This is a genomic window from Vibrio sp. 2033, assembly GCF_033339735.1.
Genome location: NZ_JAWOVC010000034.1, coordinates 1 through 21,944, shown reverse-complemented (window position 1 = coordinate 21,944; position 21,944 = coordinate 1). Strand labels below are relative to the sequence as shown.

At 47.0% G+C, this 21,944-nt stretch carries 22 protein-coding genes, 1 pseudogene and 1 riboswitch; of the genes and pseudogenes, 15 read left to right on the top strand and 8 right to left on the bottom strand.

Annotated features, from left to right (window positions below; translation table 11 throughout):
* Positions 1-361: 361 nt before the first annotated feature.
* Positions 362-886, bottom strand: coding sequence for a DUF3087 domain-containing protein (locus R7P74_RS23135; RefSeq protein ID WP_170893875.1), 525 nt, complete (start codon positions 884-886; stop codon positions 362-364).
* A 158-nt stretch (positions 887-1,044) separates the two neighbouring features.
* Between R7P74_RS23135 and trmY the strand changes: the two genes are divergently transcribed.
* The gene (trmY, locus tag R7P74_RS23130) at positions 1,045-1,644 is read left to right on the top strand and encodes a tRNA (pseudouridine(54)-N(1))-methyltransferase TrmY (protein ID WP_017634347.1); all 600 of its coding nucleotides are present in this window, start codon (positions 1,045-1,047) and stop codon (positions 1,642-1,644) included.
* Positions 1,645-1,722: 78 nt separating this feature from the next.
* Here the strand turns inward: trmY and R7P74_RS23125 are convergent, their stop codons facing one another.
* A complete protein-coding gene (locus R7P74_RS23125) occupies positions 1,723-3,066 on the bottom strand; it encodes a TldD/PmbA family protein (RefSeq protein WP_193837838.1) in 1,344 nt (447 codons plus the stop codon).
* The gene (locus R7P74_RS23120) at positions 3,066-4,451 is read right to left on the bottom strand and encodes a TldD/PmbA family protein (RefSeq protein ID WP_031780818.1); all 1,386 of its coding nucleotides are present in this window, start codon (positions 4,449-4,451) and stop codon (positions 3,066-3,068) included. The genes R7P74_RS23125 and R7P74_RS23120 overlap by 1 nt, the downstream gene beginning before the upstream one ends.
* Before the next feature lie 311 nt (positions 4,452-4,762).
* Positions 4,763-4,870, top strand: a riboswitch (TPP riboswitch).
* A 97-nt stretch (positions 4,871-4,967) separates the two neighbouring features.
* On the opposite strand from R7P74_RS23120, the gene thiD reads away from it, so the two are divergent.
* From thiD to R7P74_RS23080, 8 genes and pseudogenes are all read left to right on the top strand, one after another.
* Positions 4,968-5,825 carry a bifunctional hydroxymethylpyrimidine kinase/phosphomethylpyrimidine kinase gene (gene thiD / locus R7P74_RS23115; RefSeq protein ID WP_318123212.1) on the top strand — a complete coding sequence of 286 codons (858 nt, stop codon included), beginning with the start codon at positions 4,968-4,970 and terminating at the stop codon, positions 5,823-5,825.
* Positions 5,815-6,570 carry an ABC transporter ATP-binding protein gene (locus R7P74_RS23110; protein WP_054578543.1) on the top strand — a complete coding sequence of 252 codons (756 nt, stop codon included), beginning with the start codon at positions 5,815-5,817 and terminating at the stop codon, positions 6,568-6,570. Before thiD ends, R7P74_RS23110 begins: the two co-directional genes overlap by 11 nt.
* A gap of 58 nt (positions 6,571-6,628) precedes the next feature.
* A pseudogene (locus R7P74_RS23105) lies at positions 6,629-7,363 on the top strand (ABC transporter permease); the annotation flags it as partial.
* A gap of 47 nt (positions 7,364-7,410) precedes the next feature.
* Positions 7,411-8,361: an ABC transporter substrate-binding protein gene (locus tag R7P74_RS23100; protein WP_225474247.1), complete on the top strand. Its 951-nt coding sequence runs from the start codon at positions 7,411-7,413 to the stop codon at positions 8,359-8,361.
* A 54-nt stretch (positions 8,362-8,415) separates the two neighbouring features.
* Entirely contained in the window at positions 8,416-9,084 is a 669-nt protein-coding gene (tenA, locus tag R7P74_RS23095) for a thiaminase II (RefSeq protein WP_033907186.1), read from the top strand.
* A 12-nt stretch (positions 9,085-9,096) separates the two neighbouring features.
* The gene (gene thiM, locus R7P74_RS23090; protein WP_262634506.1) at positions 9,097-9,888 is read left to right on the top strand and encodes a hydroxyethylthiazole kinase; all 792 of its coding nucleotides are present in this window, start codon (positions 9,097-9,099) and stop codon (positions 9,886-9,888) included.
* 64 nt (positions 9,889-9,952) lie between these two features.
* Entirely contained in the window at positions 9,953-10,567 is a 615-nt protein-coding gene (gene thiE, locus R7P74_RS23085) for a thiamine phosphate synthase (protein ID WP_213966462.1), read from the top strand.
* Positions 10,568-10,749: 182 nt separating this feature from the next.
* The gene (locus R7P74_RS23080) at positions 10,750-11,475 is read left to right on the top strand and encodes a phosphatase PAP2 family protein (RefSeq protein ID WP_140165865.1); all 726 of its coding nucleotides are present in this window, start codon (positions 10,750-10,752) and stop codon (positions 11,473-11,475) included.
* 69 nt (positions 11,476-11,544) lie between these two features.
* Here R7P74_RS23080 and R7P74_RS23075 read toward each other — a convergent pair whose 3' ends face one another.
* Both R7P74_RS23075 and R7P74_RS23070 read right to left on the bottom strand, forming a co-directional pair.
* Positions 11,545-13,992, bottom strand: a complete 2,448-nt coding sequence (locus R7P74_RS23075) for a trimethylamine-N-oxide reductase 2 (RefSeq protein ID WP_225474249.1) — start codon at positions 13,990-13,992, stop codon at positions 11,545-11,547.
* A 22-nt stretch (positions 13,993-14,014) separates the two neighbouring features.
* A complete protein-coding gene (locus tag R7P74_RS23070; protein ID WP_318123209.1) occupies positions 14,015-15,109 on the bottom strand; it encodes a NapC/NirT family cytochrome c in 1,095 nt (364 codons plus the stop codon).
* Positions 15,110-15,379: 270 nt separating this feature from the next.
* On the opposite strand from R7P74_RS23070, the gene R7P74_RS23065 reads away from it, so the two are divergent.
* The 5 genes from R7P74_RS23065 (at position 15,380) to R7P74_RS23045 (ending at position 18,256) form a co-directional block, all read left to right on the top strand.
* On the top strand, positions 15,380-15,895 hold the full coding sequence (locus R7P74_RS23065) for a GNAT family N-acetyltransferase (RefSeq protein ID WP_005374306.1): 516 nt from the start codon (positions 15,380-15,382) through the stop codon (positions 15,893-15,895).
* Positions 15,896-15,904: 9 nt separating this feature from the next.
* Positions 15,905-16,636 (top strand): glucose 1-dehydrogenase, encoded by a 732-nt coding sequence (locus R7P74_RS23060; RefSeq protein ID WP_104976337.1) that lies wholly within the window; start codon positions 15,905-15,907, stop codon positions 16,634-16,636.
* A 1-nt stretch (position 16,637) separates the two neighbouring features.
* The gene (locus R7P74_RS23055; RefSeq protein ID WP_005374310.1) at positions 16,638-17,108 is read left to right on the top strand and encodes a GNAT family N-acetyltransferase; all 471 of its coding nucleotides are present in this window, start codon (positions 16,638-16,640) and stop codon (positions 17,106-17,108) included.
* A gap of 119 nt (positions 17,109-17,227) precedes the next feature.
* Entirely contained in the window at positions 17,228-17,695 is a 468-nt protein-coding gene (locus tag R7P74_RS23050) for an HAD family hydrolase (protein WP_005374312.1), read from the top strand.
* 33 nt (positions 17,696-17,728) lie between these two features.
* Positions 17,729-18,256: a GNAT family N-acetyltransferase gene (locus R7P74_RS23045; RefSeq protein ID WP_005374314.1), complete on the top strand. Its 528-nt coding sequence runs from the start codon at positions 17,729-17,731 to the stop codon at positions 18,254-18,256.
* Positions 18,257-18,293: 37 nt separating this feature from the next.
* On the opposite strand, the gene R7P74_RS23040 is transcribed toward R7P74_RS23045, so the two are convergent.
* The 3 genes from R7P74_RS23040 to R7P74_RS23030 form a co-directional block, all read right to left on the bottom strand.
* Positions 18,294-18,884, bottom strand: a complete 591-nt coding sequence (locus R7P74_RS23040) for a type II secretion system protein (protein ID WP_225474250.1) — start codon at positions 18,882-18,884, stop codon at positions 18,294-18,296.
* 153 nt (positions 18,885-19,037) lie between these two features.
* Positions 19,038-19,325, bottom strand: a complete 288-nt coding sequence (locus R7P74_RS23035) for a hypothetical protein (protein ID WP_005374318.1) — start codon at positions 19,323-19,325, stop codon at positions 19,038-19,040.
* 66 nt (positions 19,326-19,391) lie between these two features.
* Positions 19,392-20,291 carry a DMT family transporter gene (locus tag R7P74_RS23030; RefSeq protein ID WP_017634359.1) on the bottom strand — a complete coding sequence of 300 codons (900 nt, stop codon included), beginning with the start codon at positions 20,289-20,291 and terminating at the stop codon, positions 19,392-19,394.
* A gap of 92 nt (positions 20,292-20,383) precedes the next feature.
* Between R7P74_RS23030 and R7P74_RS23025 the strand changes: the two genes are divergently transcribed.
* A complete protein-coding gene (locus R7P74_RS23025; RefSeq protein WP_170960395.1) occupies positions 20,384-21,820 on the top strand; it encodes an aminotransferase-like domain-containing protein in 1,437 nt (478 codons plus the stop codon).
* The last annotated feature ends 124 nt before the right edge of the window (positions 21,821-21,944 follow it).

Sequence of the window (21,944 nt, the reverse complement as noted above, 5' to 3'; positions counted from 1 at the left end):
TTTGAAGCCGAAGCTTCTAATTGGATTATCATCAACGAGTGCCCACACAGATTGATAGGTCTATATTGTTAAAGAGCTTGCTTCGTAAGCTTTGCTATCGAAGCGGAGGCGTATTCTAAGGAATTAATTTTCAGTGTCAAACACTTTTTTAAATTAATTTTTAGAAGTTTTCTTTCGCCTTCTTGCCAACCGCTTTTGCGTTTCCGCTTTGCCCTGACAACGGAGGCGCATTATAGGGAGATGATTTTTCTTAGCAACCCCTTTTCAGAAAAAAATTCAAAAAAAAGCGTCGAATGATTAAATCTCACTCAAACGCTTATTTTTAGCACTCAGTTGTTAACTTCAAGTAGCAAATAGGCAATCAATATGTGTCTATCCAAGACTCTTCAAAGCCTGTGATATCGAGACTCAGTGATTGCGCCGCTTCGATTTGCTCGATAGCCTCTAGTTCTTTATTTACACTGCTCATCGTTAATGTGTTGTTGTCTAGCTCAAACACTTGGCGTTGCGTGGTGTAATAGAACTTAAGCGTAGTGAGCGCTTTTACATCGTCATTGCTCGCGGCTGCTTTAATGCTTTTTAGTTTACGAAAGATTTTGTTGTGCAGTTGCTTGAGTTTCCAAACGTACAGCACTTCTTCCATGTATGGTCGAGTTTTAATGTGATTCAATAAAGAGAGGGAAGTTGCAACTGCGAGAACGACACCAATCAAATTCCAATGGAAATTGCCCGTTGATTGTTCTGGTACGACTTCAGTGTTGCCAAACAAAACAATCAACAAGGTACTAAAGGCAAGAGAGGAGATGGCGAGCAACGCAACAAAACCGCCAATCACAAGGTTTACTTTCTTTTTATAAATGTCTTTATTTATCTGTTTGATTTCCATATACCGCTCCTAACAGGTTACCTCTATTTTAACCAGCGCACTCCGCACGACAATCGAAGCTTTGTAAGTAAGTTCACATTTGCTATTAAACTCGCATCCCTTCCCTGCTTGGGTATATACTTCCGCGCATTCACTCTTCCTATATAGAGGCTAAATTCATGCGCTCTTTTGTTTTACGAGCTCGCGCGGCGCCAACCACCAGCAAAGCACTGTTAGAAGGTGTTGGTAATGAAGCGCATACAGAGATTCTTGCTCATACCATGATGAACACTATGTTCGTTGCTCAATCACACCGTGAAGATGTGGTTGTTCACTTGGTTTTGGAAAGCACAAAAGACTTCTCACGCACCATTACTATTCGCTCCAACGACATCACCAACATTGGCGGCTTCCATGAGTCAACCTTGATTGCAGCAGTGGCTCGCGCTTTGGATGCTTCGGTTGGTATGGGTAAAGAGCAACTTCGTGAAGTCGAACCTGGTATTACCGTTCGTACAGTGAGCTTTGAACGCCTAGTACAAGAGCTGGCAGAAGATCACCAACTATATATGTTGGATAAGAAAGGCGAATTTGTTCGTGATGCAGAAATTGGTGAAAATCCATGTTTCTTGCTAACTGACCATATACCGATGCCGAAAAAGTCTTTTAACAGCTTAAAGCGCCTTGGCACAGAGAAGATCAGCTTAGGTCCTAAGATGCTTTTCGCTTCTCAGTGTGTGGTATTGATCCACAATGAGTTGGACATACGCGAATTCTAGTTATTCACGCACACGTTGCTAGACAATGAAAGAGGACTCCATTGAGTCCTCTTTTTTGTTTCTATAGGGATGCTAAGTTTACTTACCACCAATGCTCAAACGAGCAAAACGAACGTCTGGCGAGAAGAAAGTTCGGCTATCGTTAATTAACTGAGTATCACCCACTGCCTCAACTTCTTGCAGCATCTTGTAGAAGTTACCCGCTACCGTGATCCCACGAACTGGTTGAACGCGCTCTCCATCACGGCACAAGAAGCCACTCGCACCAAATGAGAAATCACCACTCACTGCATCCGCACCAGAATGGACACCTTGAAGCTCGACTAACTCTAGGTACTCTCCCGCTTTTACTTCTGATGCACTGCTGTTGCCTGTCGCAATCACTTTGTGATTCGCTGATACGTCTAAGCTCGATTTTGCACCGCGAGCGGCACTTGCCGTCGACACTGCACCCAAATAATTCGCTGTTTGGCTATTGTGCAATAGCGTATTCAGTTGGCCATTAGCAATCATCACATTGTCTTGAGTAGCAAAGCCTTCACTATCAAAACTTGCGATTGCCATACCATTTGGCATGTAAGCCGTATCAGTAAAGGTAATTAAATCACTCGCAACACGTTGACCAAGCTTATCACCCAGTGGCGTAATGCCTTTCATCGCGCTTACGCCAGAGAAAGCACTGCCGAAAGCACCGAATAAACTTGCCAGCGCATTGATGTGGAAAATAGCGGGGTAGTTACCCGTCGCAACCGGTACACCTTCAAGAAGATCACGAGCAAGCTTGTAACCGCCTTCTATACAATAAGCTGGAGCCAACTCATCAAAACGGCGACCTAGCGACATTCTTCCCGCCATCGACTGTTTGCCGTCTTTTTCAAACAAGGTATACGCGTAACAAGTGAACGATCGCTCGAAATGTTGACATAACGTACCTTGAGTATTCGCGATGATGAGCTGAGTTTCACCGTCACTGTAACCATTGTATGGTGCGCTAGAAGCGTGAGGCAGAGCCACTACGCCTTGCTCAAGTGCGAGAGACAGTTCAATTTTTTCATCAACCGAAGTTGTGTCTTCTTGAGCAATCTCAGCCACGTCAGTCGTGATTTGGCTGTTCACACAACTAATGGTCTGATGTTCATCTTGCTTGGAAAAACGAGCGCTTTGCAGTGCATTAGTCAGCATCAAATCTAAGCTTGGTTGTTCTAACGACTCAGAATAGCTCGTTGCAACACGCGCATCTTTCACAACACGAACACCCAGCACTTGGCTTGAGCTTACTTTGTACTCATCCAGCTTTCCTTGGTTCGCTTTCAGAGAAAAGCTGCTGTTGCGGTTTACAATGACGTCCGCTTCTGCACCTTGGCGTTTTGCTTCTGATAGGACGTAATCAACCGCATTAAGAAGTTGTTGTTCTTGGCTCATTAGTTACCGCCTCCTACCAGAATGTTATCGACTTTCAGTGTTGGCTGACCGACTGTTGTTGGTACTGAACCACTTACGGAACCACACATGCCCGGCGCAAGTGCCATGTCTTTGCCGACCATGCTGATTTCTTTCAACACTTTTGGACCCGTGCTGATCAGCGTTGCTGTTTTCAGAGGCTTGGTGATTTTGCCATTTTCAATGAGATAAGCTTCACGAACAGCAAAGTTAAACTCACCCGTACCCGGTTGAACCGAGCCACCGCCCATCTTCTTCGCATAGATACCACGCTCGATGCCTGCCAGCATGTCATCAAGTGAATGCTCGCCCTCTTCGATAAAGGTATTACGCATACGCGAGGTTGGTGCGAACTTGTAGTTTTGACGACGACCAGAACCCGTAGGTTCGTAACCTGTCTTCATGCCACCCATTTTATCGACCATAAAGCTGGTTAGCTTACCGTCTTTGATCAATTGGGTACGCTGAGTCTTCATGCCTTCGTCATCAACATGAATCGAGCCCCATTCGTTGGTCATGGTGCCATCATCGACTGCATTCACCGCGGTGTGAGCAACCATTTCGCCCATCTTGTCGTGGAATACTGATGCTTTCTTCGCAACTGAAGTGGTTTCTAGCAAGTGACCACATGCTTCATGGAAGATAACGCCGCCAAAGCCGTTACCAATCACCACCGGCATTTCACCCGATGGACAAGCATCCGCGCCAAGTTTTACTAACGCTTGCTGCGCGATAGTTTGACCTAGCTCTTTGGCATCAAGCTGTTCACTGAATTCCCAACCAGCAAGAGCGCCAGGACCTTCCATACCAGAAGACTGCTCATTACCTTTTTGCGCGACAGTGTTACCAGCAACACGAATGTAGTGGCGAGTATCGTCAACGTGTAGACCTTCTGAGTTGAAGATAGACACTTGTTGCTCGCGCTGAAGAACGCTGCCAATAAACTGGCTGATATGCTCACTCTCAGCACGTGCGGCTTGGTCAACTTTCAATAGAAACGCGATTTTTGAATCTAGGTTAGCATCCTTACTTAGCGGCATGCGGCAACCATGTTGGATTGGGTAGCGGTTCAAATTCAAAGAACCCGCTGACGCGATTTGCTCACGCTTGTCTTTTGCAGCAAGCAGCGAGGTTACGCGCTTTAGTTCGGCTTCATCTGTGCTGTTGGTGTAACCGTAAAGCACCTTATGACCGAAAAAAAGACGAATACCGATACCAAAATCGATACCCGAGTTAACCTTATCCACTTCACCAGATGCGATCTGGACAGTGTTGGTTTGGTGATGTTCAACGAATAGTTCAGCGAAATCAGCCCCCAAAAAGAGAGCATGATCGATCACTGACTTCGCTGTTACAGAATTAAGCATGAAGTCTCCTTGCTCGATGATCGTCTTAGCCTTCCTAATTAACTGTGAAAAAGTTCAACAAAGTTAAATTGGCAACACGTTAAATTTTAACAGTTTTTTAACCTTGTTTTGTGCTAATCCTTGCTTAACGAGACCACGATTATTTATTAAATATTCCAGGTTCTGCTCATTCACCAGAGCGTTGCACTAGTAAATTCCACCCAGCAAACCATTTAGGTGCTTACTTTATCACTCACCTCGCATAATTGAATACTCATTATAATTACGCTCAAAAAACGTATCCCTTCCGCAATGGTCCTGCTATCATCCGAACGAAATAGTCGGGGGGCCACACGACAAGTGTTGGCTGAGATCGAAATTCGAGACCCGTTGAACCTGATTCAGTTAGCACTGACGTAGGGAACTATGCACACTTTGCCTTTCGTCGCCCCTCTTAGGTAAGCGATAGCGATCGAAAAATCGATCTATCTGCAACGGTCAAAGTCAGTTCCTATACGTCTTGTAGTAGGAGCGACCATGACGCAGCAATCACAACCTCATTCACATCAAACGCCAGCCTTGCCTACCCCTGTTGTCTTAACCATCGCAGGCTCCGACAGCGGCGGCGGCGCAGGCATCCAAGCCGATATCAAAGCGATGTCCGCAACTGGCAGCTTTGCCTGCTCAGTGATTACCGCCATCACCTCACAAAACACGCAAGGCGTTTCTGCGATTTTCCCTATTCCTCTTGATCACGTTGAAACCCAACTCGATGCAGTGTTTACCGATCTCAATATTGTGGCGGTAAAAGTCGGCATGCTGGCGGATTCGAACATCATTAAAGTCGTTGCTAACAAGATTAAGCAATACCAACCTAAACATCTTGTGATTGATCCCGTCATGGTCGCCACCAGCGGCGATTTGCTACTTGAGCAATCAGCAATCAGCACATTAAAAGAAGAACTAATTCCACTGGCAGACATCATCACTCCTAACCTGCCAGAAGGTGCAGCATTGACGGGTAAGCCAGTGCCTCAATCAGAATCTGAAATGAACGATATGATTACCGACCTTCGTGCACTTGGTGCCAAAGCTATTCTGCTCAAAGGCGGTCATCTTGAAGAAAATGAAAACAGCAACGATCTGCTGATCATGCAAGACTGTGCCGAGTTAATCAGCGCCAAGCGTTTTCCGACCAAAAACACACACGGTACGGGCTGTACACTGTCTTCCGCCATTGCGTCTTACCTTAGCCAAGGCAACAACCTACACAAAGCGGTGCACCTTGGTAAGCAGTACATCAGCCAAGCTATCGCACACGCTGATGAATTGGATGTCGGTAAAGGTCACGGCCCTGTGAATCACTTCTTTGCGGGTCATACCTATGTTCGCTAACGCGATTGGCATTCAGCTTTCCGATGCTAGCCTGCGATACAAAGATAGCCAAACACCGACTTTAGCAGGAATGAACATGACCATTCCCGTCGGTAAATGGACGGTATTACTCGGACGAAGTGGCTGCGGGAAAACCACAATATTGCGTTACTTAGCTGGCCTACTGGATGACCAAGTTGACTGGCATGGCGAACTCATCACAACCGATGGCGCTGCACTGCATGACCGTATCGCTTACATGGCTCAACAGGATTTATTGCTACCGTGGTTGAATGTGTTAGACAACGTCTGCCTCAGTTCTCGATTTTCTCAAGAGCAAGCACCAGAGCAAAATAGACAACGTGCACTGACTTTACTCAGCCAAGTGGGACTCGCCGATTACGCGGATGCTAAGCCAGCTCAGCTCTCTGGCGGTATGAGACAGCGTGTTGCCCTTGCTCGTACTCTGATGCAAGACAAGCCTCTGGTTCTGATGGATGAGCCCTTCTCTGCGCTGGACGCGGTTACTCGCCATAAGTTGCAAACCTTGTCTGCCGAATTATTGAAAGATAAGACGGTTGTTCTGATTACCCACGACCCACAAGAAGCGGTGCGATTAGCTCATCAACTCTATGTATTGCAAGGCTCACCTGCGCAAGCTCAGCACTTGGTTGTTCCGGGTTCTACGCCTCCACGAGTTCTCGATGGAGAATGCGCGGCGCTACAACAAGCGATTTTGGACCAATTGGAGAAAGACTATGAGTGATATGACTCAGTACAACTCCGTTTCGGCACGTATTGGTAAAAAAGAAAGCGTGACACATCCGGCTCTGCGCTTGGTCATCAGCACTGCGGTGATCTTGGGATTGTGGCAGTTGGTCGTGGTGATATTCGATATGCCAAGCTTCATCTTACCTTCACCAATTGAAGTGCTGGATAGATTGGTCACTCGTTACGATGTCCTGCTCAAACATACTTGGGTTACCGCGCAAGAGATTTTACTTGGCTTGGCGCTTGGATTATCAATGGGTTTGCTGTTCGCATTGCAAATGCTGATGTTCGAGCCGCTCAAGCGTTGGTTACTGCCCATTCTGATTGCTAGCCAAGCGATCCCTGTGTTCGCCATCGCGCCAGTGCTCATGCTTTGGCTTGGTTACGGCATTGCATCGAAAGTTGTCATGGCGGCGATCATCATCTTTTTCCCCGTCACGACATGTTGCTATGACGGTTTGCGCAATACACCAACAGGTTACCTCGATCTTGCCAAGACCATGGGCGCGTCGAAATGGCAGCTACTTCGTCATATTCAATTGCCAGCCGCACTACCAACTTTAGCTTCAGGTATTCGTGTTGCCGTCGTTATTGCGCCAATTGGAGCAGTGGTCGGTGAGTGGGTAGGTTCAAGTGAAGGCTTGGGTTATCTGATGCTCCAAGCTAACGCTCGAATGATCATTGATGAGATGTTTGCAGCGCTGTTTATCCTCGCCGTGCTGTCTATCTCACTCTACTTCATCACCGATAAATTATTGAAAAAAGCCATCCCTTGGGAAAGCAAGTAATTGCCGAAAATAACCAAAGGAAATTGGGAAAGAAAAGGAAGAACCCCGTGAATAAAAACAAACTTATGAGCGCTGCTGCTCTACTCGCTTCAGTGGTATCAACCAACGTGCTTGCCGCTGAAAAAGAGATGACACTGATGTTGGATTGGTTCGTCAATCCAAACCATGGTCCTATCGTGATTGCCAAAGAGCGCGGTTACTTCAAAGAACAAGGTTTGAAGGTCAACATTCAAGAGCCGGCAGATCCAAGCACGCCACCTAAGTTGGTCGCGGCGGGTAAAGTCGACATGGCGATTTCTTACCAACCAAGCCTAACTATCGATGTCGCGGCGGGTTTGCCACTAATCCGCTCTGCGACTTTGATTGCTACGCCACTCAACACGTTGATGGTGCTGGATAACGGTAAGAATGAAAACCTTGGCGACTTGAAAGGCAAGAAGATCGGTATTGCGATCGCAGGCAACGAAGAAGCGACAATCGGCACCATGCTAGCGCAAGAAAACGTGAAGTTTTCTGACGTACAAATCATCAACGTAGGTTGGGCGCTGTCTTCGTCTCTTGCGTCTGGCAAGGTGGATGCGATTTGGGGCGGTCTACGTAACTTCGAAACCAACCAACTGGCACTAGAAGGTTATAAAGCTAAGGCCTTCTTCCCTGAAGAACACGGCGTGCCAGCGTATGACGAGTTAGTCTTCGTAGCCAATGCAAAAAACTACGACAAAGAAGCCATCAAGGCATTCAACAAAGCACTAGAGCAAGCGACCACTTACATCGTTAACCATCCAAAAGAGTCGTGGAAAGAGTTCGTGGCTTATTCACCAGACACGCTCAACAACGAGCTTAACCAACGCGCTTGGAACGACACGCTAACTCGTTTCGCTCTTCGTCCATCTGCAGTAGATCTGAAACGCTACGATGATTATGCCGAATTCATGTATTCACAAAAAATCATCGAAACACTACCAAAAGCGAAAGATTACGTGCCGAGCTTTGACTAATGCTACTGACCTTAGGGTCCAAGCCTAGGGTCGTTTGATAACGAGATACACATAATGAAATATCAAGATTTGATCGACGCTTGCCGCCAAGATTGGCAAGAATACACTGAGCATGCTTTCGTGCAGCAATTGGCACAAGGCACTCTGGCTCAGCCTTGTTTTCTGCATTACCTAAAGCAGGATTTTCTTTTCCTAAAACAGTACGCACGAGCTTACGCATTAGCGATCTACAAAGCACGTACTTTGGATGACATGCGCCGTGCCCTACCAAGCGTACATGCATTGCTAGATTCTGAAATCGCCCACCACGTGACTTACTGTGAGCAATGGGGGTTGACAGAATCCGACTTAGAAAACGAGCCAGAAGACTTCGGCACGGTAGCTTATACCCGTTACGTATTAGATGCTGGCATGACCGGCGATCTTGTTGATCTATACGCGGCACTAGCGCCATGCTCCATCGGTTATGCCGTAATCGGTAAGATGCTGATTGAAGATGAGAACACGGTAATCGAAGGCAACCCATACGCAAGTTGGATCAACCTCTACGGTGGTGAAGAGTTCCAATCTGGTGTCGCAAAAGGTGCAGAACACTTTAATCAGTTATTGGCGGAAATCGATATCAATAGCCAGCGTGGTCAAAACCTGATTCAGGTATTCAAAACCGCAACGCGTATGGAAGTAGCATTCTGGCAACAAGGTCTGAACGCTCAGCAAGATTAATCGGAGAGTCTCATGTTAATTGAACAAATCACCCAAGCATTAACCGCAGTACGCCAGCAAAAGCCATTAGTCGTCAACATCACTAACTACGTGGTGATGAACAACACAGCAAACGCACTATTGGCCATCGGCGCTTCTCCAATCATGGCGCACTCCAAACAGGAAATGGCAGAGATGATGTCGTTCGCTGGCGCACTGGTTATCAACATCGGTACCCTAGACAGCATTTGGACACCGCGCATGAGCTATGCCGTAGAGCAAGCCAATGCCAATGATAAAATCGTTATACTCGACCCTGTCGGTTGTGGAGCAAGCTCACTACGTACCGAGACATCACGTGAAATCGCACGCCTTGCAAACAAGCTGATCATCCGTGGTAACGCCTCAGAAATCATTGCTCTTGCCGGCGAGCAAGCACAAAGCAAAGGCGTCGATGCGTTAGACAGCAGCGACACAGCACTTGGCGCTGCCAACTTCTTAGTCACAGAGTATGATGCAAGCGTGGTGATTTCTGGCGAGACCGATTACATCGTCACGAAAGGGCAAACCGTGCAACTGAACAATGGTCACGAGATGATGCCATACGTAACAGGAATGGGCTGTACGCTCACGGCACTAACGGGCGCTTTTGCTGCCGTTGGTGATGACACTGGTCTCGCAGCAGCAGCGGTACTAGGTGTTGTTGGCGAGATTGCAGCGGAACAAGCTCGCGGCCCAGGTAGCCTGCAAATGAACCTGTTGGATGAACTTTACCAGTTGGATGAAGAAACATTGGCGAAGCGCCTCAAACTGCACGTGCAATAAGCTTTTATCTCTTTTAACACTAGCCTCTCAATCCTCTTTCAATGAGAGGCTTAAAGGAAACCCAATGAACGCCTATCGTTTATATTTGGTCACCGATGACCAACAAGATTTAGCCACACTAAAGCGTGTTGTGAGAAAAGCCGTGGAAGGTGGCGTGACCATGGTTCAAGTCCGCGAAAAACACGGTGATGTGCGTGCATTTATTGAACGAGCTCAAGCCGTGAAGACGATCCTTGAAGGAACTGGCGTCCCGTTAATCATCAATGATCGTGTTGATGTTGCCCTTGCCGTCGATGCCGATGGTGTTCACCTCGGGCAGTCAGACATGCCAGCAGAGATCGCTCGTCAATTGATTGGCCCAAACAAGATCCTCGGCTTATCAATTGAGACTGAAGATCAGCTGGCAGAAGCAGACTCTCTGCCGATTGATTACATCGGCTTGAGTGCCATCTTCGCTACGCCAACCAAAACCAACACCAAAAAACACTGGGGTATAGAAGGTTTAAAAATGGCGCTGAACACCACGTCCTTACCAATCGTCGCTATTGGTGGCATCAACGAAACCAACATTCCTGTTCTGAGTGCGACAGGTGTACATGGTTTGGCTTTGGTTTCTGCCATTTGTCATGCAGAAAACCCAACCAAAGCAGCAGAGTACTTACTTTCTCTGATGGATTAAGACCCCAACGCTTAAGGATGAGCGCCTTTACCCTCCGGATAAATGTCATCAATTCATCACTCAACCTTCATTCTCTCGTCAAATTGACAAAGCGTTGATAAGTTTTTCACGCCAGATAACGTAAGATAAGCCCCTTATTTTCACGTGGTTTAATAACTCTCAATAAAAACAAAACGCTCTCAATGAAAACCAAAAAATATGGATTGATGATGCTCGCCTTGTTTGTTCTTGGCATCATCCCAATGTCTCTGTTTGGCTCTTATCACGATCTCACCTCACAGGTGCCTGAAAGTCTGGGTATTACTTTTACTTTGCTCACAGATTCTGCTGGTAGCAAAGGCTTTTTAATTACGTTAACGCTACTACTGCTTTCTTTATTTCGCTTTAAACCAAGTCGCATTGAGTGGATGCAAAAACTCTCAATGTTAGGGTTGTTACTTGTGATTGGCTTTGCCAGCAAAACGGGGCTAAAACTGATGACAGAAAGCCCGCGCCCATACACGGAATTGCTCGCAGCAGAACAATTGATTGAAACACCAGAAACGTTTTATCAGTTGGATACAAAGCAGCAAGCCAACGTAATTAACCAGATTTCTGAACACGTCAGTGATTGGCGAACGCGCCATTGGCAAGGCGAGAAAGACTATTCTTTCCCATCCGGCCATACGATTTTCGTTTCGATTTGTTTGGCTTTCTTTGGTGGTTTGTTCTTACAGAACAAGTGCTATATCTCTGCACTGTCATTGTGGATGTGGGGAATGAGCGTCGCATATAGCCGCTTATGGCTGGGCATGCATCGCCCTGAAGATTTAATAGGCTCGGTCTTGTTTGTCGCGATTGTATTTACTTTACTCCCGACATTTCAGATTAAGAAACAGATGCCGTTTGTTTCTCTCGCTTCGCGCTAATGTGAACGATGACTAGATAAAAAGAAGCCAGCGATTCGCTGGCTTCTTGCTTTCAATCGCTACTTTTTTCTAGCCATTTCTTGGTGGTTCAAACGCTGTTAGTTCTAATTCTGGGCCAGTGTATTTTTCAATACGAACCAGTGCCGAGTTCGCCGCACAGCCGTTTGCAAGTCGAGAGGTCGGAATATCCAACGTTAACACGTTACAACCGCCGTTCTTACAAATGCCGGTTTTAGGATCCAAATCCGGCCAACCGCCTTCATGAATACACACTGAACCTTGCTTGATTCGGTCAGTCACTTCTGCACCAACCAATACTTGGCCACGGTTGTTAAACGCACGAACTAGATCGCCCGTTTTAATACCACGCGCTTTCGCATCTTCAGGGTGAATCCAAATAGGTTCACGGTTTGCAATTGCGTACTCTTCGCGAATCTTCGCGTAGTTGAATTGGCTGTGTAGACGATGCGCTGCGTGCGCGGTCATTAGCTGCAACTCGCCATCTTTCGCAGTACCCGTGTACTCGGTTGGTGCCATCCACGTTGGATGTGGAGGACAGTCTTCCAACTGATAACCTTCAATGGTTTTCGAGAAGATTTCGATCTTACCACTTGGTGTACCGAGTGGATTCATGATCGGGTCTTCACGGAAATCTGCGTAACGAACAAACTGTGCGTTCTTCTCGTTCCACTTCATCTCGATCAGTTGGTTATCTTCCCAGAACTTGCTGAAGTTCGGCATTGCTACGCGAGAGCCACGGCCACCTTGTTGCGCCGCCTTGTAGAAGCCGTACAGCCATTCCATTTCGGTTTTGCCTTCGGTGTATACGTCACGGCCACCCGGAGCTAGCATCTCTGCCATGTCCGCGAATACATCGAAGTCATTACGCGCTTCACCTTGCGGCTCAACCACTTGCTTCATTGGCACCAAGTGTTGGTTACTGTAGTCACCCGTCATCGTTAAGTCGTTACGCTCGAACGATGTAGTGATTGGCAGAACGATGTCCGCATGCTTCGCAGCCGCCGTCCAGTAAGGCTCTGAAATCACGATCAGCTCAGGCTTTTGCCACGCTTTAATCAAGCGGTTGGTGTCTTGGTGGTGAGTAAAGTTCGCACCGCCAGCCCACCAAATCATCTTAATGTCCGGGAACGTCAGTTCATGACCGTTGTGATGGTAGGATTGACCTGGGTTTTCCAACGCCTCAACAATACGTGCCACAGGGAAGCTTTGCACTGCGCCAGACACCGCCCAGTCGTTCCCCGCAGAAGAGCCGCCACCCAGCGATGCCGAAATCGCAGGAAGTACTCCAGCATCACGAGCAGGGTTACCACCGTTTGAGTAGTGGTAAGAGAAACCAAAACCACCGCCCGGTAAACCGATTTGACCCAACATCGTTGCCAGTGTAACCAGCATCCAGTGACGCTGCTCACCGTATTGTTGGCGCTGCATGCCCCAACCCGCCATCAGCATGGTGCGGTTTTTACTGAAGATGTCAGCCAGTAGCTCAAGTTGCTTCGCAGGTACGCCACAGATTTGTGATGCCCATTCTGCTGATTTTTCTACGCCGTCTTCTTCGCCCATCAGGTACGCTTCAAACTTGTCGTAACCTGCGGTGTATTTATCGAGGAAGGCTTTATCGTGCTTACCTTGTTTCACTAAGGTGTGTGCGATACCCATCATCATTGCCACGTCGGTCATTGGGTGAGGAGCAATCCACTCCGCATTCTCGCCAAAGAATTCAATGGTTTCAGAACGAATAGGGTCAATCGCAATGACCGTCTTGCCTGATTTTTTCAATTGATGGAAGAACTCAAGACCAGCACAGTCTGTTGAGCTCCACGCGATTTTTAGAGTGTTGATCGGGTTTAAGCCCCAAAGCACAACCACATCGCTGTGCTCTAGTACCACTGGGTACGTGGTTTGCTGCTCGTACACTTCGATAGAGCCCACAACGTGCGGCATGATGACCTGCGCAGCACCCGTTGAGTAGTCACCCAAGTGGCCTGAATAGCCGCCCGCCATGCTCATGTAACGTTGCAGCAAGGTTTGTGCTTTGTGCAGCACGCCACTTGAGCGCCAGCCGTAAGAGCCTGCAAACACAGAAGCCGGGCCATATTCTTTGCGAATTCGCATGTGTTGTTCGTGGATCAGCTTGTAAGCCTCATCCCAAGACACACGCGCAAACTCATCACTACCGCGCACACCTTCTGGCGACGATGGGTTTGCCAAGTAACCTTTGCGAACCATTGGGTACTTAACACGCGCTTTAGTGTGCACTTGGTCAGGACCGGTGCTTTGTAGGCTGTTTGGTACCGTTTGTGGCAATGCATTCGTGGTTGAAACCAGCTTACCGTCTTGCACTTCACACAGCATTGGGCCCATGCGGCCCGCCGTTAGAATGCCTTTGCCGCGAGCATTAGAAGACGCAACAGACATAGGTGCAAATGAAGTGAATGCCATTGCACCAGCCGCCATACCAGTGCCTTTTAGAAATCCGCGACGGGTCATATTAGTCATAATCTTATCCTTCTATTTATCGTTAGTGACCAACCACATCTTTCGCGTGGTGCTGGAAGAACTTGGTTAGAATTTCTAGGTTCTCGGCTGAAATATCAGTTCGATCACCCATACTTTTCGCTACCGGTCCCCATGCATTCACTGTGAAGTGATTTGAAGGAATTTTCGCGTGACAAGTTGCACAGTAAACGTTGTCCAACTCTTCTGCGTATGACCATACGGGTTCAAGCGTGTCAACAACTGGAGAATCAATAGCGCCAGTTAGAGAAACCGCGCGCCATTCGTTGCCGTAAACATCTGCCTCAAATTCACCAGTTTCAAGCGCTTGTTGGCCTTGCTCTGTTAGCGTTGCTACGATGGCACGTTGACCTTCTCCCATGTAAAGCACTTGCTCTGCGCCTTTCATTTGGAATGCGTTCAACTTAACAGTGCGGTTGTCGCCTTCAGAGCTGATTACTTCCAACTTCGTCGTTGGGTTAATTTTACCCATCTCACCCATTGCGATTTCAGTCACAGGGTAAACGACTTTGGCACCAGGTGATGTTTTTGTGGTGAAGCTCATCAACGTTTCAAATGCCTTGCTGTCTAGCTCTGCTTCTGGTGCAAAGTGCGCCACACCTTTATGACAATCGATACACGTTTGATCGTTTGCTTTCGCGTAAGCGTGCATCTTCGCCGCATCACGTGATTGCTCAAACTCTTCCATTGCATCGAAATCATGACACGAACGACACGTCGCTGAATCGTTTTCACGGAACTGAGCCCATACCGTTTCAGCCATATCTTTACAATGTGCTTCGTATTTCTCTGGCGTGTCGATCTTGCCTGTCACAAATTCGTGGTAAATGTCTTTCGACGCACGAATTTTGGTGATCAGGTAATCCATTGGTTCTTGAGGAATATGACAGTCAGAACATTCCGCGCGAATGCCTTTCGCATTACTGAAGTGCACTGAGCCTTGGTACTCTTTGTAAGGGGTTTCCATAGAGTGGCACGAGAGACAAAATTCAGTATCTGAGGTGTAATGCATTACTGCCGCACTCCCCCCCAAAGTTAACCAGCCCACACCAATGCCGGCAGCAACCAGCAGTGCAACATATCGTTTTTTTATTGACATAATTAGCAACACTTCCAAATAAAATGTAATTATAGGTCGCAAATTACTACTTTATGGGTAGCCCTCTCTTGATCCACATCATTTCCGTGTTGCTCTGTATGCCTCAAGTATGAAATTTTGTTATTTGCATCTCAAAGATGAATATATGGCAATAATCCATTACCCAGCCAACTATTCACCACATAAATCACTTTTATGAATGCAACTATTTGATTAAACAGATAAGAGGATGAGAGACTGAATCTCCACATTGATGCAGTAAGGACACGCATGTCAGTTTATATCGAGACGCACAGAAGCCAATTAAGACCCATCAAAGCCAGTGACTGGGAACTCTTTCAACGATTACTCTCCGAACAAGAGGTTATTGCGCTCTGTTTCGATCGTCCCAGCGAAACAGAAATAAGAGAAAAATTTGCTTCGCGATTATTACCATGGACCCCAAATTGCCAGCATTGGCTTTGCCTTGTAATACTTGATAAGCAATCTGAACAACCCATCGGCATCACTGGCTTTGCTATTGAAAACGGTAAGGCAGAGGTAGGTTACTTACTTTTGCCGGAATTTCATGGCCAACAGTTTGGAACAGAAACTCTTCAAGCGCTTCTATACTGGGCAACCTCGACACATAACATCAACCACTTTTCCGCGACGGTCACTGAAGGCAATATTGCGTCAGAACGTGTCCTGATAAAATGTGGTTTCGAACTCATTGAGGTCATTCCAGACGCATACCAAATTGGTGGCAAACCCTACGCCGATAAAATCTACTCACTACATAAATAAGGACGTATTTTGAATAAAGTAGTCATCATTACCGGCGCAAGCCGAGGTATTGGAGCCGCAGCGGCGAAAAAGCTGGCCGAGCAAGGCTATCGCGTTTGCGTTAATTACCGCACTCAGCAAGAGGCCGCCGACCAAGTTGTGGCAGAAATACAAGCAAACGGTGGCAAAGCGATTGCCATAGCCGCAAACGTAGCCGATGAGAAGCAAGTGCTCTCCTTGTTTGATGAAACAGAACGTGAATTTGGTGCAGTGACGCACTTGGTCAACAACGTTGGCATCCTATTTACTCAATCGCCTTTGTCAGAAATTAGCTTAGAACGCTTTCAGAAAGTAATGAACACCAATGTGAATAGCTGTTTTCTCTGCTGTCGAGAAGCGGCGAGGCGATTCAGTGCAGGCGGTGCAATTGTGAATGTCTCCTCTGGAGCGTCGCGCTCAGGCGCGCCATTTGAGTATGTCGATTACGCCACATCAAAAGGCGCGATGGATACCTTAACTAAAGGGCTCTCGCTAGAGTTGGCAGAGCGCAATATTCGCGTCAATGGCGTTCGACCTGGTTTCATTTACACTGATATGCATGCCGACGGCGGAGAACCAAACCGAGTAGATAGACTCAGCCCTCAAATTCCTCTTAAACGCGGTGGCACGGTAGAAGAAGTAGCAAATGCGATCGCTTGGCTATTAAGTGACGAAGCCTCTTATGTCACAGGATCATTTATCGATATTGCAGGGGGCAGATAGAATGCAAGTCCATATCCGACAAGCGATTCCCGATGATTTAGACGGAATTTTTCAGCTTAATTTTCAAATTAATTCACTGCATTTTGCGAATGCGCCAGAAGCCTTTGTTGCGCCTTCAGAAGCTGACCGTGAATTTCTTGCACAAGCACTAGAGAACAAAGAGCGACTCTTTTTGATTGCCGAACGCGAACAGCAAATTCTCGGCTTCTTAACCGCGATGATCACCCAAAACGACACCGTCAGTTTTCTGATCAAAGACCCAATTTGTCGCGTGGGAACAATTGTTGTCGATGAAGCGCAAAAGCAGCAAGGAATCGGCCGCCAACTGCTCCAAGCCTGTGAGCAATGGGCGCGCGATGCCAATGCCACACAAGTTCGATTGGAAGTGATGGAATTCAATCAGCCAGCACAGCGCTTTTACGATAATCAAGGTTTTAAAACTAACTCACGCATTATGCTGAAACATTTGTAACGATAACGACAATTAAGCGCTTTTCACGACTAAACCCACCTAAATCGCATTTATCGATGCAATTTACCCCCCTGATTTTAGAAAAAGACGATATGATGTGCGGATAAGGAGATTCGAACATGATTTATCTTTTCGATTGGGGGAACACCTTGATGGTAGATTTCCCTCACGCACAAGGAAAAATGTGCGATTGGGAACACGTAGAAGCAGTTCCTCAAGCCAGAGAAACACTGGCAATACTTTCCCAAAATCATCCCATCTACATTGCGACCAGTGCATCTGATTCCAACATGGAAGAGGTTCAGCGTGCATTTGTTCGCGTCGACTTAGACCAATACTTAAATGGCTATTTTTGTTTTGCCAACCTCGGTATCGCTAAAAACCAACCTGAGTTTTATCTCGCCATCGCAAAACAGTTAGGGGTTAACGTGAGTGGAATAACCATGGTTGGCGATTTACCTCACAAAGATATTTACCCTGCGATGAAAGCGGGCGTAAACACAATTTGGTTTAACCCAACGGGCGCTGATGCACCAGCCGAAGCCATTCCTAACCAAATTCGTTGTTTATCTGAGCTTATCCCCTAACCGTTACTAACCTGCACTAATCAAGGAAGATGAATGCAAATCAGATCCATCAAGGTGAGCGATATCGCGCGCTTCACCGCGCTGTGGAATCGAGTGTACTCCGAAGGGGAATTTTTGATTTCTCCTGCACCCGATAACGCAACGCTTCGCAGAATCCTGCAACGTGTGGAAAACGAGTCCATCCCTCAGTTTGTCGCGTTTGACCGCCAAAAACTTATCGGTAGTGTTGAAATCTACCCAGCTGAGATGTGCGGTTACGAAAGAGGGCAACGCCTTCGCGTCGGTATTCTTGGTATTCACATCGACAAAAACTACCGAGGCAAAGGATTGGGGCGGAAACTATTGGCAGTCGCGATCGCACGTGGTTGGGAATTTGGTTACGACCAAATCGCACTCTACGTATACACAACCAACACACCAGCGATTGCTTTATATGAACGGTTTGGATTTGAACATCAGGGGGAACTTGGGGAAGTGACCTTGCCAAATGGTAAAGTCTTGATGAGTCAAAAAATGGTATTGTATAAAGCGCAAAGCCCTTCGAAAAACCCCGATTTGTAGACTCACGATAACCGTTGTTCGCAACACTTATTCGGGATTAACACCCTTGCGTCACATACCCTCGAACAATTGAATCGTTAGAGGCTTGATTCACGTAGTAGAAATAGCATGCTTCTTCTGCCAGTGTGTAACCTTGCGGCCAAATGTACACCACGCGATCAACACCCGATTTATCTAAGAACTGATAATCAGGAATAGCGACAAAATGAGCACTGTTTGGGTGCTGCTGACCGATGATGCAAAAATCACTGCCTTTGCACGGCACGTCAATTTTCGAATAACCTCTGGCTGGTAGATCGATTTCTAACAAAGCTCGAATACTATCGGCACTCGCTTCTGGCATGCCTTTGCGTGTTTTGACATGTCGGTCAATGTAGTGAACGTGCTCTTGGCCGTAAGCGTTATCAATCACTGATTGAGCATGAAAGAATTTGAGAGCCGTACCCAAAGAAGACTGAGAACTGTGCAGCATCGCAGCGTATGCTTGGCGATGAATATCGAGTAATACTGGTAAAGCAGCTAATGCGATGAAAGCCAAAGTGGTAAGCACTATGGTGATTTCCATCAGCGTAAATCCCTTTGATTTCACGTTTCTTATCTCAACTAGCCCAAGACAATAGCCCCACATCCATGTGAGACCGAGCCAATATATCGCCAATTTCTTACGATTAAAGGCTTAAGGGGTAAGAAGAGACAAACACCACTCAAACTTGAGAACAGCAGCCAAAGAGCAGTGTAACAAAACGACGCTATGTGTCAGATATTAGACGGTTTTTACTCTCTAGTTACTGAGTAAAGGCACATTATTTCGCACCAGACCACGACGAACATTCGTGCACATTTTGCCAAAACGACGAATCTCATCGAACTGCGGAACAATGCCGCGCTCCATGGCTGACTCCCAATAAGTGACTTCTGAATCGACCATTTCCAACAATTTCTTCGGACAGCCAATGCACTGCCCTTCTGGTCCACATACAAACGTTTCTGGTTCATAAATTGGTAGTTCCGCTTTTACTTGCTCGATGATGCTACGCATGGCGGTCATTCGATCTGGCTTTACCTTCATCATTCTGCTCCACGGATTAAGATGAAGCAGATTGTACCCACTGGCACGCAAATGTCCCTACCCAATTTAGGTATATTCTGTTTGAATCGATTTCTTTATCGTCAGATCCGGCTTTTTAACCACCAAATACACCGCCGTAGCTGCCAGTACGAAACCAGAAATCCCCATCCAATCAAATGACTCTCCAAACGCGAGCCAAGCCTGAATCGCCGTCGTTGGCGGCACCAGGTAGAATACAGAAGCTACGCTCGATGCAGCACCGTTCTTAACCATGTACAGCAGCAGTAGAATAGCTACACAAGAGAGCACGACGACCAACCACAACACAGTCAAAATAAACTCCAGTTCCCACTGCACTTGCATGGTTTCAAACTGCATCGCAACGGGCAGAAACATGACGAGCGCGGCCAAATATTGCACCGTCGCACCACCCACCATATCCACTTGTTGGCAATGTTTTTTCTGATAAAGCGTCCCTAGCGTGATACCAACCAAAGCCAACAAACACAAACCAATGGCCAACACTTTATGCTGCTCGGATTGCCACTCCATTTTGCCCATCAACACCATAGCGATACCGACAAAACCAAGAGCCAAACCCAACCATTGCGAGGGTTTAAATTCCTCACGAACAAACGCCACCAGCAAAGCCGCGGTTAAAATCGGTTGAATACCCACCAGCAACGAACTCAACCCAGCAGGCATACCCAAGGCGATAGCGAAATAAGTACCGCCCAGATAGAAACCGTGGATCAACGCACCAACTACACAGCTGTGCCAAAAATCTTTTCCTGTCGGCAACCTTCTACGCAATACCGCCACAAGAACCAAAAACAATAAGACATTGAATGCCATACGGATAGAAAGTAGTGTCGCTGGCTCGGCATATTGCAAACCAAAACGCGCACCAACGAATCCAGAAGCCCAAAGGATGACAAATACAAAAGGGATGGCTCGGATTAACATGATCGCCTCACTCACGCTTGTTTTATGTTTTGAGATACTGCTAATGTAATTAGGTACAGTGTTTTCAAAAAGTGACAGATGGAAGTGTTTTTATGGGTACAGATTTATTGGGAAGCGGTGAAGGGAATAAGTACCTCGTGGTGGAAAAACACCTCAAACAAGCCATCAATGGTGGCGTTTATCAGGCGGATGATCGACTGCCCTCCATTCGCTCGTTGAGCCAAGAATTAAACGTCAGTAAAAATACCGTGATTCGTGCGTATCAAGAGCTGGAAGCACAAAACTTGGTTTACTCGGTTCCCAAATCGGGTTATCGAGTTAAAGTCGCCTTGCCGACCTCTCGCTCAATTCCGGATCCGACTCGCGTGGATTTGCTCTCAATCTGCAAAGAAATCCTTACTTATCCTGAATACCAAGAGCGTTTGCCTACCGGTTCTGCCCACCCAAACATTGACTCCCCCGCGATCAAAAGCTTGTACGCCGAGATCGGCCGCCACAGCCGCCAGCAAACGCATGTACCGAGCCATTACCAATTACCACCCGGTGATCACCTCTTAATCAAACAACTAGCGAAAATCACACAAGATTTGGGCACGCCAGCCAAGTTGGATGAGATCATGGTGACGCACGGCGCGCAACAAGCCATTAGCCTAGCGCTGCGCGCAACGACACAAAAAGGCGATATCGTCGCGGTGGAGTCCCCTTGCTATTTTGGCAACTTATTGATGCTAGAATCACTCGGCCTCAAAGTGGTGGAAATTCCGAGTTGCCCACGCGACGGTATGTGCCCCGAAGCCTTAGCAAAAGCAATGGCGACATGGGACATAAAAGCGATCATCGTAACGCCAAACTTCACCAATCCAACTGGTGCCATGATGCCGCTAGAAAAGCGTCAACAATTACTATTGGCGTCCGGCAATATTCCTATTATCGAAGACGATGTGTTTGGCGGGTTAAGTTATGATAAGCCGTTGCCAAGCTTGAGATTGCTCGATGACAAGCAACGCGTAATTTACGTAAATTCGTTATCCAAAACGCTCGATTCGCGTTTGAGAATTGGTTGGATGTTGGCGGGGCGATATCGAGATCAAATTGAGCAATATCTACTGTGTGAGAACATGGGCAGTTTGAACCTGATGCAATCCGCCGTGGCAACGTTTCTAACGTCAGGCAAGTATCGAACGCATACTGCGCGAATGGGACGGGTGTATCAAAACAACATGCGCCGATTTATCCAGATGCTTCATCAATACTTAGATGAGCACGAATCTCTAAAAAATCGATACCAGATCAACGCCGTGCAAGGTTCGTTCTTGCTTTGGTTACGACTGCCCGAAGACACGGACAGCTATGCGTTGTATCAAGCATGCAATAAGCACAGAATCAGCCTACTTCCCGGCACCGTATTTGGCACTCAAGGGCAATATCGGCATTGCGTACGCCTCAGCGTGGCAAACTTTGGTCATGAAACCGATTGGAGTCACGCGATGCAAACTCTGGCAAAATTGATAAAAAAACATGCCTGTTAACTCGCTCTTGCTAAATGAACTTATGCCGACATACGCAAACAGGTAACAGTAAATTACCACCTTCTAAAGAAGGTGGCTTTGTGTGAGCCCCCTAAAAGGGGGCCTTTGTTTAGTCCAGCGCCAA

Coding starts and splice junctions, on each gene's coding strand:
- R7P74_RS23135 (WP_170893875.1), bottom strand. CDS start 886: ATGGAAATCAAACAGATAAATAAAGACATTTATAAAAAGAAAGTAAAC.
- trmY (WP_017634347.1), top strand. CDS start 1,045: ATGCGCTCTTTTGTTTTACGAGCTCGCGCGGCGCCAACCACCAGCAAA.
- R7P74_RS23125 (WP_193837838.1), bottom strand. CDS start 3,066: ATGAGCCAAGAACAACAACTTCTTAATGCGGTTGATTACGTCCTATCA.
- R7P74_RS23120 (WP_031780818.1), bottom strand. CDS start 4,451: ATGCTTAATTCTGTAACAGCGAAGTCAGTGATCGATCATGCTCTCTTT.
- thiD (WP_318123212.1), top strand. CDS start 4,968: ATGACGCAGCAATCACAACCTCATTCACATCAAACGCCAGCCTTGCCT.
- R7P74_RS23110 (WP_054578543.1), top strand. CDS start 5,815: ATGTTCGCTAACGCGATTGGCATTCAGCTTTCCGATGCTAGCCTGCGA.
- tenA (WP_033907186.1), top strand. CDS start 8,416: ATGAAATATCAAGATTTGATCGACGCTTGCCGCCAAGATTGGCAAGAA.
- thiM (WP_262634506.1), top strand. CDS start 9,097: ATGTTAATTGAACAAATCACCCAAGCATTAACCGCAGTACGCCAGCAA.
- thiE (WP_213966462.1), top strand. CDS start 9,953: ATGAACGCCTATCGTTTATATTTGGTCACCGATGACCAACAAGATTTA.
- R7P74_RS23080 (WP_140165865.1), top strand. CDS start 10,750: ATGAAAACCAAAAAATATGGATTGATGATGCTCGCCTTGTTTGTTCTT.
- R7P74_RS23075 (WP_225474249.1), bottom strand. CDS start 13,992: ATGACTAATATGACCCGTCGCGGATTTCTAAAAGGCACTGGTATGGCG.
- R7P74_RS23070 (WP_318123209.1), bottom strand. CDS start 15,109: ATGTCAATAAAAAAACGATATGTTGCACTGCTGGTTGCTGCCGGCATT.
- R7P74_RS23065 (WP_005374306.1), top strand. CDS start 15,380: ATGTCAGTTTATATCGAGACGCACAGAAGCCAATTAAGACCCATCAAA.
- R7P74_RS23055 (WP_005374310.1), top strand. CDS start 16,638: ATGCAAGTCCATATCCGACAAGCGATTCCCGATGATTTAGACGGAATT.
- R7P74_RS23050 (WP_005374312.1), top strand. CDS start 17,228: ATGATTTATCTTTTCGATTGGGGGAACACCTTGATGGTAGATTTCCCT.
- R7P74_RS23045 (WP_005374314.1), top strand. CDS start 17,729: ATGCAAATCAGATCCATCAAGGTGAGCGATATCGCGCGCTTCACCGCG.
- R7P74_RS23040 (WP_225474250.1), bottom strand. CDS start 18,884: ATGTGGGGCTATTGTCTTGGGCTAGTTGAGATAAGAAACGTGAAATCA.
- R7P74_RS23035 (WP_005374318.1), bottom strand. CDS start 19,325: ATGAAGGTAAAGCCAGATCGAATGACCGCCATGCGTAGCATCATCGAG.
- R7P74_RS23030 (WP_017634359.1), bottom strand. CDS start 20,291: ATGTTAATCCGAGCCATCCCTTTTGTATTTGTCATCCTTTGGGCTTCT.
- R7P74_RS23025 (WP_170960395.1), top strand. CDS start 20,384: ATGGGTACAGATTTATTGGGAAGCGGTGAAGGGAATAAGTACCTCGTG.